This is a genomic window from Streptosporangium sp. NBC_01639, assembly GCF_045209755.1.
Taxonomy (GTDB): Bacteria; Actinomycetota; Actinomycetes; order Streptosporangiales; family Streptosporangiaceae; genus Streptosporangium.
This window is the reverse complement of the sequence record NZ_CP109272.1, coordinates 7,332,699-7,348,208: the sequence shown is the minus strand read 5'-3', so window position 1 is coordinate 7,348,208 and position 15,510 is coordinate 7,332,699. Positions and strand designations below refer to the sequence as shown.

The window sequence follows — 15,510 nt, the reverse complement described above, 5'->3', positions numbered from 1 at the left end:
AGAGTACGGCGGCCCGCCGCCGGGAGACATCCGTCGACGAGAACCGGGGTGGTTACGTGCTGATGGTCCATGGCGCCTGGGCGGACGGTCGGCTGGGGGTCTGGGCGGAGGACACCGCGTCGGCCCCCGGGCCCGTTTCCCGGGCCGCGTTCCGCCCGCATCCGTTCGCGGCCCCGGTGGCCGCCCTCGGCGCGATCCTCGCCCCGGCGGGCCCGGGTGGGACACCCGCCCCGGTGCCCTCGGCCGGGGCCGGGGCCGGGGAGCACGAGCTGACGATCCTGCTCCCCGGTTCCGCCCGGGGGCCGCTGCCCTCCCCCGAATCCGGGCTCACGCCCCCGGCTCGGAGCTCACGGAGCTCGCGGATCTCCGCCTGGCGCGTCCCCGCGCTCCTGCTCACCCCGGCCGGCGCGCTCGCCCTGCTCGATCCCCTGTCCGATCCGGACGCGGAGCCGTACGGCCTCGGTTCCGCGGAGGAACGCGGGTGGGTCCCCGGCCTCTCCCTGCGCTACTTCGCGGTGGTCGCCGAACACGCGCGAAGCCTGGTGCGGCGCGGCCGGCTCCTGCCCCGGCTCGTCCGCCAGGACGGTGAGCACGCGGCCCGCTGGCGGCCCGTGCTGACCGGAGCCGATCCGGCGGCGATCCGCGAGCTGGCCGCCGCGATGCCTCCGGTCTGCAGGGCCGTGGCGCCCGCAGAGCGCTCGTCGGCGGACGTGCTGCGCGAGGCGCTGAACGGCCTGGTGGACGGCGCGGCGCGGCTGTCCCTGCCCGACCGTCTCATCCTCGGCCAGCGGCCGGGGGCCAGAGCGCCCCTGCCCGACCGCTGGCTGTACGCGCTGACCGGTGAGGACGCCATGCTCTCGGCCGTCAGGACCGCCGAGGCGGCAGAGCTCTCCGCCGCCCTCGACGACTGGTCCGCCGCGGCACACGAGCTGGACGGGCCGGTCCGGGCCTGCTTCCGGCTCATCGAGCCGGCCGGTGAGGGACGGTCCTGGACGATGGAGTTCGGGCTGGGCCCCGGCCGCTCCCAGGTCGCCTCCGGCGGTCGGGGAGCCGGGGCGGACGACGTCGACGGGCCGGTCGGCTACCTGTCGGCCGACCGGATCAGAGCCGGGGAGAGCGCCCCCTGGCTGCCGGAGCGACCGCTGGAGGTCCTCCGCGCCGACCTCGGACGGGCCGTCCGCCTGCATCCCGGCCTCTACGGCGCGCTGCGCGATCCTGAGCCGTCCGGCCTGGCGGTCGAGACGGCGTGGGCCTTCTCCTTCCTGCGCACCGGCGCGCCCACGCTCAGCGCCGCCGGTTACGGCGTGCGGCTGCCGGTATGGGCGGGACGCCAGGGCCTGGGCCTGAAGCTGACCACGCGTGCCGTGCCCGGCGACGAGGGGGCCGGCCTGGACCGGCGGGTGAGCCTCCGGCTGGACGTGACCGTCGGCGATCACACGATCACCGGTGAGGAGCTGGCCGAGCTGGCCGGGCGCGGGATCCCGCTGGTCCGGCTCAAGGGGCGGTGGGTCGAGCTGGACGACCGGCAGCTCAAGGCGGCGTTGAAGGTCGTCGAGCAGCGGAGCGGCGGCGAGAGGACCGTGGGCGAGGTGATCCGCGAGGTCGTGGACGGCGGTGACGAGGAGCTGCCGCTGGTCGCGGTGGACGCCGACGGGCTCCTGGGAGATCTCCTCTCCGGTGAGACCGAACGCCGCCTCACCCCGGTCGCCGTGCCACAGGCGCTGGAGGGGACCCTCCGCCCCTACCAGGAGCGCGGCCTGTCCTGGCTGAGCTTCCTGTCGGACCTGGGCCTGGGCGGCATCCTCGCCGACGACATGGGGCTCGGCAAGACCATATCCACCCTTTCGCTGCTGCTGTCCGAGCGCGAGGGCGGTGCTCCCCTGCCGACGTTGCTGGTCTGCCCGATGTCGCTGGTCGGCAACTGGCAGAAGGAGGCGGCCAGGTTCGCCCCCTCGTTGCGGGTCTACGTCCACCACGGCGGCACCCGCAGGCGGGACGACCAGCTGGCCGCGACGGTGCGGGAGACCGACCTGGTGGTCACCACGTACGGCACGGCGCTACGGGACCTGGGAGCGCTGGCGGGCCTGGAATGGGGCAGGGTGGTCTGTGACGAGGCACAGGCGATCAAGAACAGCGCGGCCCGGCAGTCGCGGGCGGTGCGGTCGATCCCGGCCCGCACCCGGCTGGCGCTGACCGGCACCCCGGTGGAGAACCACCTGGCGGAGCTCTGGTCGCTCATGGAGTTCTGCAACCCCGGACTGCTCGGCCCGGCCAAGCGGTTCCGCAGACGCTACCAGGAGCCGATCGAGACACGGGGCGACGAGAACGCCGCCCGGGCGCTGAAACGGGCCACCGGGCCGTTCGTGCTGCGCCGTCTCAAGACCGACAAGACGATCATCTCCGACCTGCCGGAGAAGATGGAGATGAAGGTCTGGTGCACGCTCACCCCGGAGCAGGCGGAGCTGTACAAGGCCGTGGTGAACGACATGCTGGACAGGATCGGCGGCTCCGAGGGCATCGAGCGGCGGGGCAACGTACTGGCGACCATGACGAAGCTGAAGCAGGTCTGCAACCATCCCGCGCACCTGCTGCGGGACGGCTCGCGGCTCGCCGGGCGGTCGGGGAAGCTGGCCCGGCTGGAGGAACTGGCAGCAGAGATCGTCGAGGAGGGCGACAAGGCCCTGGTCTTCACCCAGTACACCGAGTTCGGCTCCCTGCTGCAGCCCTACCTGGCCGCGCATCTGGACCGCCCGGTGCTGTGGCTGCACGGCGGGCTGTCCAGGAGGCGGCGCGAGGAGCTGGTGGAGCGGTTCCGCTGCGATGACGAACCGATGCTGTTCCTGCTGTCGCTCAAGGCCGCGGGCACCGGCCTCAACCTGACCGCCGCCAACCACGTGATCCACGTGGACCGGTGGTGGAACCCCGCGGTGGAGAACCAGGCGACCGACCGGGCCTTCCGGATCGGCCAGACGAAGAACGTACAGGTCAGGAAGTTCATCTGCGTGGACACCCTGGAGGAGCGGATCGACGAGATGATCGAACGCAAGAAGGCGCTCGCCGAGAGCGTCGTCGGCACCGGCGAGGACTGGATCACCGGCCTGTCCACCGAGCAGTTGCGCGAGCTGTTCCGGCTCGGCCCCGGGGCGGTGAGCTGAATGGCCCGCGGAGACGACGGGATCTCGCCGGCCGACTTCTACTCCCCCGCCGTCTCGCTGAACCGGTTGCGCCCTCGGCAGGACGTCGCGGCGGCCCCCGCGGACCTGCTGCTGCGGGCACTGGAGCCGCCGCCGGTCAAGGTGCGGCACATCCCGCTCGTCGACCTGCTGAGGAAGCCCTACCGGATGCTGGGCGGCGAGTAGGGCTCCCCGTGACGGCCCGTGACGGCGATGACCTCCTCACGGGACAGCAGCCGGCCGCGCTCGTAGCACCGGACATACTCCTCCGGGCCGAGCGCGGCCATCGTGCGCTCGGTGATCCGCACGTGGTCGAAGTCGACCACCGCGTCGATGCCCCGGACCGTCGCGGCGCCGCCGAGGAGCATGGCCGCGGTCTCCGGGGCGCCCTCCGAGAGCACCAGCCCGGCAGATCCGATCAGCACGAGGCCGAGCACGGCCACCTCCGCCGACTCCAACGCCTGCCGCAGCGCGACGTCGAACAGCCGCCGGCCGCGGGCGAGGTCGCCCTCCTGCTCCGCCAGCAGGCCCAGCGCCGCGTTGACCGAGGCCCGGATCGACAGCGGGACGTCCGGGGTCTCGTCGATCACCCGCACGGCCTCGGCGTAGTGGCGCCCGGCCTCGTTGAGCGCGCCGCCCTCGCGGGCGAAGTCTCCCCGGGCGCTGAACAGGTTCAGCATCGCGATCCGGTCGCCGTTTCCGATGGCCGCGTTGAGGGTCTCCTCCAGGATCTCCTCCGCCGCCGCCCGGTCTCCCGCGAGGTTGAACCCGAGTACCAGCCGGGAGCGCAGGTAGGTGATCTCGTCGACCGCGCCGATCTCCTCCATCAGGGCGATGGCCTCGTGGACCGCCTCCAGCGCCCGTGCGGGCTCGCCGTGGAGGAAGTCCAGCTCCGCCAGCTCGGCGAGCGCGTTGGCGATGCCCCAGCGGTCTCCGATCTCCCGAAAACCGTGCAGGGCGGCCGCCAGCTCGGCCCTGCCCTCGGCGATACGCCCCATGAAGAAGTGCCTGTACCCCTCGAACAGCCGGGCCGAGGCGATCACCCACGGGTCGGGATGGGCGAGCATGTCGTCGAGGTAGCCGTCGTCGGCCGTGAACACGCCGGTGAACAGCGCGATGATCGGCCCCGCCATCACCACCAGGGGGTGCCACGGCCGGGGCAGCTCCTCGCGCGCCAGCCGTACCACTTCGGTCAGCTCGGCCCGCACCGTGTCGAACTCGATCCCGCCTCCCGCCGCGTTGGCCCCGTAGGAGGCACGGGCCAGGACGAGCGAGGCGAGATCGGCGCCGTCTCCCACCAGTTCGAGCACCTCACGGACGCACCGGGCGCCTTCGATCCGGTAGCCGCGTAGCCACCAGTACCACCCCAGGGCGCCGACCATCCGCAGTGCCAGATCAAGCCTGGTCACCTCGACGGTCCAGCGGAGCGCCGCCGACAGGTTGTCGTGCTCGGCGGCCATCGCGGTGACGGTGGCGAGTTGCCCGCCGCCACGCAGGCCGGGGTCGGACGTCTCGGCCAGTTCGGTGAAGAACACCGCGTGCGCCAGCCGTACCCGGTCGTGCTCGCCCGCCTCCGCCAACTGCTCGCCGGCGTAGACGCGGATGGTCTCCAGCATCCGGTAGCGGATGGAGTCGTCCTGGCTGTGGGCCGCCACCAGGGACTTGTCCACCAACCGGGCGAGCACGTCGAGCACGTCGGCCCGGTCGAGCCCCTGCCCCGCACAGATCGCCTCGGCGCCGTCGAGGGTGGCGCCTCCCGCGAAGACGGACAGGCGCCGGGCCAGTGTCCGCTCCTGCCCGTCCAGCAGGTCCCAGCTCCATCCGACCACCGCGCGGAGCGTCTGGTGGCGGGGCAGCGCCGTACGGCTGCCGCCGGTCAGCAGGCGGAAGCGGTCGTCGAGCCGGTGCGCGATCTGCTCGGCGGAGAGCGAGCGGAGCCGGGCGGCGGCGAGCTCGATGGCGAGCGGCATGCCGTCGAGCTCGCGGCAGATCCGCACCACCGCGGCGGCCTCGGCCTCGGGCCGGTAGCCGGGGCGGACGGCGGCGGCGCGCTCGGTGAACAGGCGCACGGCCGGGTATCCGAGAGCCTCCCCGAGGTCACCGATCGCGGGCGGGAGGTCGAGCGGCGGCACCGGCCAGGTCACCTCGCCGGTGATGCCGAGCGGTTCCCGGCTGGTCGCCAGGACGCGCACCCCGGGGCACGCCGCCAGGATCCGGTCGGCGAGCGCCGCCGCCGCCTCGACCACGTGTTCGCAGTTGTCCAGGACGATCAGGAGCCGTTTTTTGGCGAGACCCGCGACAAGGCGGGCCAGCGGGTCACGGGGGGCGGGCCCGGCGATCGCCGCGGAGGAGGGGGCGGCAGGAGCCGGATCGCGTAGTTCCAGTGCCGAGAACACCGTCTGTGGAATCTGGGCCGGCTCGGCGACCGGGGCGAGCTCGACCAGCCACACCCCGTCGGGCATCCGGCCGGCGACCGCCTCGGCCGATTCGATCGACAGCCGGGTCTTGCCCGCCCCGCCGGGGCCGAGCAGGGTGACCAGCCGGTGGCCGGCGAGGAGCTCGGCCGTCCGCGTCACGTCGCGTTTCCGGCCGACGAAGCTGGTGATCCTGGCCGGCAGGTTGCCCCGCCGCGGAGCCGCCGGCGGAGAGTCGCTCTCACCGTGCGGGCCGCCGCCGGGCGGTGAACCCTTTCCGCCGGCCGATGCGGTCCGGGGACCGTTCTCGGTCCAGTCGCGGCGCAGCATGGAGAGATGGAGGGCGGCCAGCTCGGGCGAGGGATCCGTGCCGAGCTCGTCGGCGAAGACGGTACGGGCCTCCTGGTAGGAGGCCAGGGCCTCGATGTGGCGGCCCGAGCCGTACAGGGCGCGCATGAGCTGGCCGCGGAACCGCTCGCGCAGCGGGTGGGCGGCGATCAGCGTGGGCAGCTCCGCCGCCACCTGGGCCTGCCGCCCGAGCAGCAGGTCGGCCTCGACCCGGTCCTCGACGGCGGCCAGCCGGAGCGCGTCCAGCCGGGCGACCGCAGCGGTGACGGCGTGGACGTCCGCCAGCCCGGCCAGGGCCGGCCCTCGCCAGAGCGCGAGCGCCGCGTGGAGCGCGGTGGCGGCGTCGCCCGGGGCACCCGCCGTGAGCGCCGCGCGGCCCTCGGCCGCCAGCAGGGCGAACCGGTGGGCGTCCACCCGGTCGGGATCGACGGCCATCCGGTAACCGGCCGCACCGGCCTCCACCAATCCCCGCTGATCGGCCAGAACGGCACGTAGTCGGGAAATCAGGGCCTGCAACGCGTTTCCTACGGCGTTCGGTGGACAGTCCTCCCACACCCCGTCGATCAGCCGGTCGACGGGCACGACCCGGCCCGCGTCAAGAAGCAGCAGGCCAAGGAGGATGCGCAGGCGTTGCCCGGTGATCTCGACCGTCTTCCCGCGATGACGGATCTCCAAAGGCCCGAGGATGGCGAAGGTCATTTCCGTGTCCAACCTCACCCCCTCCATGCTTTGATTCTGTCCGATTCCCGAGCATTTCCGCGCCATGGAACCTCGCGATCCGGTCTGCGCATCTTCCAGACCCGCGTAGCATCATCGGGCATGGGGCAGCCGAACACGTCTACGCGCCGCCCGCGGCAAGCCATCGGAATGGCGCTCGCCGCGGCGTCCGTTGTCGTCTCCTCCGGTTGTGGGATGGTGGGGAGCTCCGCCTCCGCCGACAGACTGCAGCTGGAGCCGATCAGCGTTTCGAGTCCCCGGTTGAAGGACGGTGCCCCGCTGCCGTCCGACTACTCATGCAACGGTTCGGCCGGCAATCCGCCTCTGCGGTGGTCGCGGGTGCCGGACAGCACCAAGTCCGTCGCGATCGTGGCGGACAACAACGCGCGCACCGGTGGAGAGGTGAATTGGGTCGTGTTCGACATCGACCCGCGCACCAACGAGCTGGCCGAGAGCAGCATCCCGGTGGGAGCTGTGGAGGGAAGCACGACAGGCGGCAAGGTGGGCTATACCCCTCCATGCCGCGCCCAGGAGAACTATCGTTTCACTGTCTACGCGCTCGACGGCAAGGTCGACCTCAAAAAGGGTGCCTCCCTCGACAAGACCTTGAAGAGCATCGCGGACAAGACGATCGCCTGGGGACGACTCACCGCGGCGCACATCGAGTGACAGGTCAGACACCGGAGGTAGTAGTGGTTACCGATTCTTCACTTAGGGTGTGACAACGCTCATAGTGGTCCGACACAATCAGATCCAATGTCCGAGCGCAGGTGATGCAAGGGGGCAGGTCGCGTCGATGGCCGCGCGACCTCACCGGCGCCGCTGGAAGGCCATGGCCTTGAGGGTGGTGCAATGATCGCGGTCGTAGTGAGTTTGGTCGCCGTCGTGCTCCTCGTGCTCGTCGTCGTGGCACTGGGAATGCGGTCGATGAACCGCAGGGAGAGCGCGCTCCCCGCAGAGCGCCTACGTGAAATGGCGGAGAAGGAGGCGCAGACGCCCGCCACGTCCATCGACGACTTCGCGACGCGCGAGCCGAAGATGAACCACTTCTCGCCCGACCTCACCCCGTTCGACGAGCCCAAGCCGCCGCGGCAGCCGCGGCAGCCGAGCTCGCGCGGCAAGAGGGGCATGAACGAGTTCGGCCAGAACGACGACTACGACGACGACTACTGGACGCGGCTCCAGGCTGACGAGGGCGGTTTCGGAGGGTCCTTGGCAGCTCGGATGGGCGCCAGCCGTCCGGTCGAGAAGGACGATCCGTCGCAGGCGGACGCCAATGCGGCCACCATGCAGGTGCCGCTGCCGAGCAGATCACCCTCCCCCCGGGTGAACGCGGACGCGGACGCGGTGACCACGCAGGCACCACTGCCGAGCAGGACACCGGCGCCCCGGCCCGCACCGGCCCCCGTATCGGCCTCCGCCTCCCTGCCGTCAGGCCTCGCAGACCTCGTCGGGCCGGTGCAGCCGAACCCGGCCCCCACCAGTGCCGCGCTCGCCGAGCAGCGGACGGTCACCTTCGCGGCGCCCACGCCCGGCGCCTTCGAGAGCCGTACGCCGCGCTCGAGTTCCCGCCGGAGCAGCCGTAACTCCGGCTCGGGTGGCGGCTCCCCCTCCCGTCCCGACCCGTTGAACGACCCGCTGGGCGGTTCCTACCCCCGCGGCACGGGCTCGGCGACCTCCAGTGGCTCCATGCCGGCGCTCGGCGGCCATCCCGGCCCGGACCCGCTCGCCCCGATGCCTCCGATGGGCCCGACGACCAGCGGCGGCTTTCCCGCGGCGCCGGGCTCGGACCTGCTCGGAGCGCCCTACGACGCCACGCCGGAACAACCACCCGTCTCCGCCAATCCCTGGGCCCAGGCCACCGCTCCGGGCTCCGGGGGCTGGCCGGCCGCGAACACCGCCGACATACTCGACGACCCCGGGCCGTCCTACAACTCCTACCAGTCGCCGGTGTACGACGCTCCGCCCGCGACCTCCTACGAGGTCCGGCCTGGTTGGGCCACCATCGACGACGACGCGCTCACCGGACCGACCCCGGCGATCTCGACCCCGACCGGCCCCTCCCGCAGCGTGTCCTCCTACGAGGACCGCACGGCCGAGGGACGACCGGGCGGAGGCTACGGCTACGACCCCCACCAGCGCTCCACGCCGGCCGTCTGGCCGGAGCCGGTTTCCGGAGCCGGTGACGGCGCCAACACGAACTGGCCGAGCTACGGCGACCTTTACGGCACCGCTCCCGCCCCCGATGGACAGGGCCACTCCGACTCCCGGGGCAACCACCGGACGCAGGAGCCTGACTATCCCGACTATTACCGCTAATCCCCCCCTCCCTCGGTAAAGGCCACCGGTAACCCGGTAAAGGCCTCCGGTAACCGCCCAGGCGGAGGGAGGGGGCACCGTAGAGTCTGCCCATGGGGGTAGACGCGAAGAGTGACACGACGTATACCGAGAGTCGCTTCAGGTCTGTGGTCCGCCACGATCTGCCCGCCTCTCTGGTGGTTTTCCTGATAGCGGTTCCCCTCTCTCTGGGCATAGCGGTGGCTTCGGGAGCACCGCTCGCGGCCGGACTCATCGCGGCCGTGGTGGGGGGCGTGGTGGCGGGCTTCCTGGGCGGCTCGGCCGTCCAGGTGAGCGGCCCCGCCGCCGGGCTCTCCCTGGTGGTCGCCGATCTGGTCATAACGTACGGCTGGCGCGCCACCTGCATGATCACTCTGCTGGCGGGTGCCCTGCAGCTCCTCCTGGGGCTGTTCCGGGTCGCCCGCGCGGCGCTGGCGGTCTCTCCCGCCGTGGTGCACGGCATGCTCGCCGGAGTCGGCGCGGTGATCGCACTCGCCCAGTTGCACGTCGTGCTGGGCGGCAGTCCGCAGCGCTCCGCCATCGAGAACCTGATCGAGCTGCCCCAGCAGATCATCCACAACCACAACCACGCGGTCTTCGTCGGCCTGCTCACCATCGCGGTCCTGGTCGGCTCGGCCCGGCTGCCACAGCGGCTGCGGATCGTCCCGGCACCGCTGGCGGCCCTGCTGGTCGCCTCGGTGACCGCCGGGGTGTTCGGCTGGGACGTCACCCGGGTCGACCTCTCCGAGAGCCTGGGCGAGTGGGCCACCCCGATCTGGCCGCAGGGCGACTGGCACGCGATCGTCGGGGCGGTGCTGCTGGTCGCCCTGCTGGCCGGAGTGGAGTCGCTGCTCTGCTCAGTGGCCACCGACAAACTGCACGACGGCAAGCGGGCCGACCTGGACAGGGAGCTCACCGCCCAGGGCGTGTCCAACATGGTGACCGGCGCGCTGGGCGGCCTGCCGGTCGCCGGGGTCATCGTGCGCAGCTCCGCCAACGCCCGGGCCGGAGCGCGCAGCCGCTGGTCGACGATCCTGCACGGCGGGTGGATTCTGGTGCTCACGGTCTGCCTGGGGTGGACCATCAGGCTCATCCCCATGGAGGCGCTCGCCGCGCTGCTGGTCTTCATCGGCGTCCAGATGATCAACATGGGGCACCTGCGCAACCTGCGCGGCCACGGCGAGATACCGGTCTACGTCGTCACCATGGCCGGAGTCGTGCTGCTCGGCCTCGCCGAAGGCGTCCTGTTCGGCCTCGGACTCGCCGCGCTGTCCGCGCTGCGCCGCCTCACCTGGATCACCGTACGGGCCAGTCCCGAACCCGACGGCCGCTGGCACGTGCTGATCGGCGGCTCGCTGACCTTCCTCGGCGTGCCGAAGCTCACCTCGGAGTTGCAGGCCATCCCGGCCGGTGCCGGGGTCCAACTGGACCTGAACATCGACTTCATGGACAACGCGGCCTTCGAGGCCGTCCATGCCTGGCGGCAGGAGCACGAGCGCGGCGGCGGCACAGTGGACATCGACGAGGTCCACGACGAGTGGTACGCCATGGCCGCCAGCGGCGCCCGGATGTTCCCCGCCAAGACACCGCCGCGCGCGCCGGAGCGCTGGTGGCTGCCCTGGGCCCACCGAAGGCGGAGACAGCCCGTCCCCGAAGGTCCCCGGGCCCTGATCCGGCAGGCGTCCGCGGCGGGCAGTCCCGCCGTACCGGACCTGCTCGCCGGAGCACGGGAGTTCCACCGCCGTACGGCGCCGCTGGTCCGTCCGTTCCTGCGGGCGATGGCCCGCGGGCAGGAGCCCTCGCACCTCTTCATCACCTGCGCGGACTCCCGGGTCGTGCCGAGCCTGATCACCGCCAGTGGTCCGGGCGACCTGTTCACCGTCCGCAACATCGGCAATCTGGTGCCGCGCCGCGGTTCGGCGGCCCCGGACGACTCGGTGGCCGCAGCGATCGAGTACGCGACCGAGATGCTCAACATCCAGACCATCACGGTCTGCGGCCACTCCGGCTGCGGGGCCATGGCCGCCCTGCTGAGCGGCGGGGAGAAGGCGTCGTGCCTGCCTGCGCTCGACCGCTGGCTGCGCCACGGCAACCACAGCCTGGCCAGGTTCATCGCGGGCGAGAGCGTCGGTGACGACGACGGCCCGTTGGACCGCCTCTGCAGGGTCAACGTGATCCAGCAGTTGGAGAACCTGCGGACCTACCCCGAGGTGGACCGTCTCGTCCGCGCCGGACGGCTGCAGCTGGTGGGCCTCTACTTCGACATCGGCACGGCCCGGGTCCATGTCCTGGAGAGACCGCCGGTCACCGCCAGCCCGCTCTGAGCGGACGGCTCGTGCCAAGGGCGGAGGTCCGGTGCGGGCGCGCCACCGGCTCCCGCCGGCCCGTCACGGCCGGTCGTCGAGGAGTCCCGCGTCGTGGACCAGCAGGGCGATCTGGACCCGGTTGTTGAGGTCGAGCTTGGCCAGGATGCCGGAGACGTGGGTCTTGACCGTGGGGACACTGAGGTAGAGCGTGGCGGCGATGTCGGCGTTGGACCTGGCCTGACCGACCGCGAGGGCGACCTCGCGTTCGCGGTCGTTCAGCAGGGCCAGGCGGTCCCTGGCGTGGGCACGGCGCCGGTCGTGGTCCGTGCCGGCGACCCGGGCGATGAGGCGCCGGGTCACCGCCGGGGAAAGGACCGGATGCCCCCGGGCCACCCGGCGTACCGCGGTCACGATCTCCTCGGGCGGGGTGTCCTTGAGGAGGAACCCGGCGGCTCCGGCGCGCAGGGCGCGCAGCACGTGTTCGTCGGCGTCGAAGGTCGTCAGGACGACGACCTCCGGCGCGTGACCGCGGGCGCGCAGGGTCTCGGTGGCGGTCAGCCCGTCCATCGCGGGCATCCTGATGTCCATCAGGACCACGTCGGGGGCGTACCGGTCGACCAGGGACAGCGCCTCGGTGCCGTCACCCGCCTCGGCGACCACGCGGATGTCGGGGGCGCCGCCCAGCATCATCGCCAGGCCGGCGCGGACCAGCGGGTCGTCGTCGACGATGAGCACGCCGACCGTCCAGGGCTCGGGTGCGGTCATGGCGGCCATGGTAACCAGGCCGCCAGCCGCCAGCCGCCTTCCGCGGTGGGCCCGTACTCCAGGCGCCCGTCGGCGAGGGCGACGCGTTCGGCCAGACCCACCAGCCCCTGACCGGGCCGTCCACCGGGCAGGGGTGCGGCGGCGGACGCGGCGCTGACCACCTCGGCGGTCAGCCCCCGGCCCGGCGCCCCTGTCAGGCTCACGCGCACCTCGGCTCCGGGGGCGTGCTTGCGGGCGTTGGTCAGGGCTTCCTGCACGGTCCGGTAGGCGGTGCGGCCCACCCGGTCGGGGACGGCACCGTGGACCTCCTCGCGCAGGTCCACCCGCATGCCGGCCTGGCCCGACTCGGCGACGAGCTGCTGGAGGTCGGCCAGAGTGGGCTGGGGCAGCTCGCCGACCGGGGCGCGGAGCACTCCGACGACCTCACGCAGGTCCTGGAGTGCCTGATGGGCGCTCTCCCGGATCACCTTGGCCGCGCGGGCGACGTCCTCCGCGGAGGCGCCGGGGTGATACTCCAGCGCACCGGCGTGCACGCTCAGCAACGACAGCCGGTGGCCGAGCACGTCGTGGATCTCCCGGGCGATCGCCTCGCGGGCCTGATGCTGGGCCTGCTCGACGCGGAGGAGTGCCTCGGTCTCGGCGCGGGCCGCGCGGTCACGCAACGAGAGCACGAGCTCGCGCCGGTGGTGGACGAACAGGCCCCAGCCGACCGCGGCACCCTGGAGGGCGACACCGAGCGACAGCAACAGCAGGGGGGACGCATCCGGATCGGGCCGCAGTACGACGTAGACGAGGGCCGTGAGCAGGCTCAACGCGAAGACGGCCATCGTGGTACGCGGGCGCCGGTGCACCGCGACCGTGAACAGCGCCGCCAGCATCGCACCGGCGACCAGCTCGGAGAACGCCGACAGGACGACCAGCGCCACGGCGAGCTCGGCCGGCCGGCGGCGGCGCAGCCACAGAGCGGCGCAGCCCAGCACGCCGGTGAGCTGGTCGAGGTTGAACAGCCACTGCGGCGGCAGAGAGGTCGCCTGCATGCGCTCGACGGATGTCAGGAGCCCGAAGGCGACCGCGAACAGGAACAGGGCGATGTCCACGGCCCAGTCGCGGGGGCTCCGCCGGGGCGCGGAGGCGGTCACAGAACCATTCATCCTCTCCGGAGCGTACGACGTCAGGAGAGGTGTCGGCCATCGCGCGCAGCGGCCGATACCAAAGTCTCGGCAGCCGGTACCTCCGTCGGCCATGACGGCCGGGAGCGGCGACCTCGGTCGAGGGCGGAGATCCCGATGACCGATCCCCGGCCACGGCGCCGGCCTCTAGCGTCGAACCATGGGTAAAGCCATCCAGTCGCTGGGATTCATCATGGTCCTCCAAGGCGTCAGCGGGACCATCGACCATCTGGCCGTCCAGCCCTTCTTCGGCTTGTTCCTCAACTTCTTCAACCGCGTGATCGTCAGCCGCGTGGACTTCCTGGCTGACCACGCGCTCTACGCGAACCTGAGTCTGGCGGCCCTGGGGGTCGTCGTGATGGTCGCCGCCGACCGGAGCCGGTCGTCGTGACATCCTGCTCGGTGCGGTCGCCCCGGCACACGGATCGATCTTCCTCTGCCCGGGGACGGTTGGCCTGCTCCCGCCCGGGGAAACGGTGGGTACAAAGAGAAGAGGCTCCGCCATGACCGATGCTCTGCGCCTGCCGGTGCGGTCCCAGGACACGACGCTGATCCTGCGGCCTGAGGGGGAGCTCGACGTGAACACCGCGGCGCAGTTGCAGGCCTGGCTGGACGACTACCTCCACCGCGGCCCTCATGCGACGACCCTGGTTGATCTGTCCGGCCTGACCTTCATCGACTCTCCCGGGCTGGCGGCGCTGCTGGTCATGCGCCGGAGACTGACCGGCGGCGACGCGGCCGTCGCCTACGCCGACCCGGCCCCGCAGCCCGCACGGCTGCTGCGCCTCACGGGTCTGGCGGTCAGCCTGCCGGTCTTCGACACGCTGGACGAGGCCCTGCAGTCGCTGGGCGCGGGATGACGGCGGGGCCCGGCGATCCGTCCGGCCGGCGCCGCGTCAGGAGCGGGGTCGCAGGAAGGCGACGGCCTCGGCGACGGTGGGCTGCACGGCGAAGGCCTGGACGAGCCCGGTCACCCGGAAGATCCTGCTGAGCCGGGAGTTGAGGCCGGTCAGGACGACGCTGCCGCCGCGCTCCTGCAGAAGCGTGCGGATCGCGAGGAAAATCCTGATCCCGGTGGAGTCGCAGAAGTCCAGCGCGGTCAGGTCCAGCACCAGGTCGCGCTGGTCCGGCGCGAGAACGGTGCGGATGTCGTCGCGCAGCCGCTCGGCGTTGGTGAAGTCGAGGTCCCCGGACAGGGCGACCACGGGCACCGAGGCCACAGACTGCTGCGCGCCGTCTTCGAGGGTGAATCGGACGGCGGTGGTCACCGGGAGATCCCTCCAATCGGAGCGGGCGTGGCGTCGATGTCGTGAAGCCGCCGCAGGCGGCCATGGCGGCCTGCGGGGCGTCCACACCGTTCACCCGCTTGCTCGTGCCCTTCGCGGAACGCTCAGCGGATCGCCCGGCAGGTGGATGATCACTGCGTGGACGGCCACGCACATCTTACCGGCCACCCGGAACGCCTGCTCAGCCGTTACTCCGGCGGTTTCCGGCGTGCCGGGCGTCACCGAGGCCGGCGGCGTGTCCGACGCCGTGTCCGGCGGCCTGCACCGCGCGGCGACCGGCTCGATGTCCCATCGGCGGCTCATCGGCGGCTCATCGGCGATGAGGCCGGTGCGAGCACCACGGGCTCACCACGGGCTCACCTCGGGTACGAGAAGATCTCCGGCACTGATAAGAAGGGTAAGGCCTGCTCTGAAACCCGCAGGCGTGAGGAGACTGTCATGTTGTTCGAGGCCGGCCGTGGCCCGGCGTTCACCCTCTCGTGCGACGTGCGCGAGAACGCCACCGTCATCCGTGTCGGCGGCGAACTCGGTTTCACCTCCGCCCCACTTCTCCGGGAGCGGCTGGACCGCTTCCGGGGGCCCGGCACGACCTTCGTCATCGTGGACCTGACCGATGTCACCTTCTGCGATTCGGTCGGGCTGAGCGAGCTGGTCTCCGCCCTGCAACGCAGCGAGGCCGCAGGCACCCGGTTCGTGCTCAGCGGCGTCCACGGCTACCTGGCGCGCGTGCTGACCATCACCGGTCTCCGCAAGACCTTCGAGATCCACCCCAGCGCCGAGGACGCGCTGCGCCACGCGCCCGCGGCCCGGTCCGACGGCGGACGTTCCGGCTCGCCGGACCCGGACGGCACCCCGCCTCCGGCCGCCCCCACGCCATGACCGGCTTCCGCCGGGCTCCGAAAGACGCCGGGCGGCCGGACTCTGAGGAGCGGAGCAGGCCGCACCGGTCAGAGCGAGGGCGACGCACAGCGTGGCTGCGCCGCCCATCATGGCTA

General features: G+C 72.2%; 12 protein-coding genes. 8 read left to right on the top strand and 4 right to left on the bottom strand.

The genetic code is table 11. From position 1 onward, the window contains the following. Positions 1-62 precede the first annotated feature (62 nt). Positions 63-3,155: an SNF2-related protein gene (locus OHA77_RS33385; protein WP_406319917.1), complete on the top strand. Its 3,093-nt coding sequence runs from the start codon at positions 63-65 to the stop codon at positions 3,153-3,155. Then, a complete protein-coding gene (locus tag OHA77_RS33380; protein ID WP_406313288.1) occupies positions 3,156-3,359 on the top strand; it encodes a hypothetical protein in 204 nt (67 codons plus the stop codon). On the opposite strand, the gene OHA77_RS33375 is transcribed toward OHA77_RS33380, so the two are convergent. Then, positions 3,335-6,646, bottom strand: coding sequence for an AfsR/SARP family transcriptional regulator (locus tag OHA77_RS33375; RefSeq protein WP_406313286.1), 3,312 nt, complete (start codon positions 6,644-6,646; stop codon positions 3,335-3,337). The two genes, OHA77_RS33380 and OHA77_RS33375, sit on opposite strands and share 25 nt — an antisense overlap. 201 nt (positions 6,647-6,847) lie before the next feature. On the opposite strand from OHA77_RS33375, the gene OHA77_RS33370 reads away from it, so the two are divergent. From OHA77_RS33370 to OHA77_RS33360, 3 genes are all read left to right on the top strand, one after another. Then, positions 6,848-7,321, top strand: a complete 474-nt coding sequence (locus OHA77_RS33370) for a YbhB/YbcL family Raf kinase inhibitor-like protein (protein ID WP_326824207.1) — start codon at positions 6,848-6,850, stop codon at positions 7,319-7,321. 183 nt (positions 7,322-7,504) lie between these two features. After that, positions 7,505-8,971, top strand: coding sequence for a hypothetical protein (locus OHA77_RS33365; protein ID WP_406313285.1), 1,467 nt, complete (start codon positions 7,505-7,507; stop codon positions 8,969-8,971). Between the two features lie 92 nt (positions 8,972-9,063). Next, the gene (locus tag OHA77_RS33360; protein WP_406313284.1) at positions 9,064-11,313 is read left to right on the top strand and encodes a SulP family inorganic anion transporter; all 2,250 of its coding nucleotides are present in this window, start codon (positions 9,064-9,066) and stop codon (positions 11,311-11,313) included. A 63-nt stretch (positions 11,314-11,376) separates the two neighbouring features. On the opposite strand, the gene OHA77_RS33355 is transcribed toward OHA77_RS33360, so the two are convergent. Next, positions 11,377-12,060, bottom strand: a complete 684-nt coding sequence (locus OHA77_RS33355) for a response regulator (protein WP_406313283.1) — start codon at positions 12,058-12,060, stop codon at positions 11,377-11,379. Continuing rightward, a complete protein-coding gene (locus tag OHA77_RS33350; RefSeq protein WP_406313282.1) occupies positions 12,057-13,211 on the bottom strand; it encodes a sensor histidine kinase in 1,155 nt (384 codons plus the stop codon). The genes OHA77_RS33355 and OHA77_RS33350 overlap by 4 nt, the downstream gene beginning before the upstream one ends. Positions 13,212-13,389: 178 nt before the next feature. Between OHA77_RS33350 and OHA77_RS33345 the strand changes: the two genes are divergently transcribed. Together OHA77_RS33345 and OHA77_RS33340 are read left to right on the top strand one after the other, a co-directional pair. Next, positions 13,390-13,620, top strand: a complete 231-nt coding sequence (locus OHA77_RS33345) for a hypothetical protein (RefSeq protein ID WP_326824211.1) — start codon at positions 13,390-13,392, stop codon at positions 13,618-13,620. Positions 13,621-13,732: 112 nt separating this feature from the next. After that, positions 13,733-14,089, top strand: coding sequence for an STAS domain-containing protein (locus OHA77_RS33340; RefSeq protein ID WP_406313281.1), 357 nt, complete (start codon positions 13,733-13,735; stop codon positions 14,087-14,089). A gap of 36 nt (positions 14,090-14,125) precedes the next feature. On the opposite strand, the gene OHA77_RS33335 is transcribed toward OHA77_RS33340, so the two are convergent. Further along, positions 14,126-14,497, bottom strand: coding sequence for an STAS domain-containing protein (locus tag OHA77_RS33335; RefSeq protein WP_326824213.1), 372 nt, complete (start codon positions 14,495-14,497; stop codon positions 14,126-14,128). Between the two features lie 456 nt (positions 14,498-14,953). On the opposite strand from OHA77_RS33335, the gene OHA77_RS33330 reads away from it, so the two are divergent. Next, positions 14,954-15,394, top strand: coding sequence for an STAS domain-containing protein (locus OHA77_RS33330; RefSeq protein WP_326824214.1), 441 nt, complete (start codon positions 14,954-14,956; stop codon positions 15,392-15,394). Positions 15,395-15,510 lie beyond the last annotated feature (116 nt).

Excerpts from the sequence above, each read along its gene's own strand:
- OHA77_RS33350 (WP_406313282.1), bottom strand. The coding sequence starts at position 13,211 with ATGAATGGTTCTGTGACCGCCTCCGCGCCCCGGCGGAGCCCCCGCGAC.
- OHA77_RS33360 (WP_406313284.1), top strand. The coding sequence starts at position 9,064 with ATGGGGGTAGACGCGAAGAGTGACACGACGTATACCGAGAGTCGCTTC.
- OHA77_RS33340 (WP_406313281.1), top strand. The coding sequence starts at position 13,733 with ATGACCGATGCTCTGCGCCTGCCGGTGCGGTCCCAGGACACGACGCTG.
- OHA77_RS33365 (WP_406313285.1), top strand. The coding sequence starts at position 7,505 with ATGATCGCGGTCGTAGTGAGTTTGGTCGCCGTCGTGCTCCTCGTGCTC.
- OHA77_RS33370 (WP_326824207.1), top strand. The coding sequence starts at position 6,848 with ATGGTGGGGAGCTCCGCCTCCGCCGACAGACTGCAGCTGGAGCCGATC.
- OHA77_RS33385 (WP_406319917.1), top strand. The coding sequence starts at position 63 with ATGGTCCATGGCGCCTGGGCGGACGGTCGGCTGGGGGTCTGGGCGGAG.
- OHA77_RS33345 (WP_326824211.1), top strand. The coding sequence starts at position 13,390 with ATGGGTAAAGCCATCCAGTCGCTGGGATTCATCATGGTCCTCCAAGGC.
- OHA77_RS33380 (WP_406313288.1), top strand. The coding sequence starts at position 3,156 with ATGGCCCGCGGAGACGACGGGATCTCGCCGGCCGACTTCTACTCCCCC.
- OHA77_RS33355 (WP_406313283.1), bottom strand. The coding sequence starts at position 12,060 with ATGACCGCACCCGAGCCCTGGACGGTCGGCGTGCTCATCGTCGACGAC.
- OHA77_RS33330 (WP_326824214.1), top strand. The coding sequence starts at position 14,954 with ATGTTGTTCGAGGCCGGCCGTGGCCCGGCGTTCACCCTCTCGTGCGAC.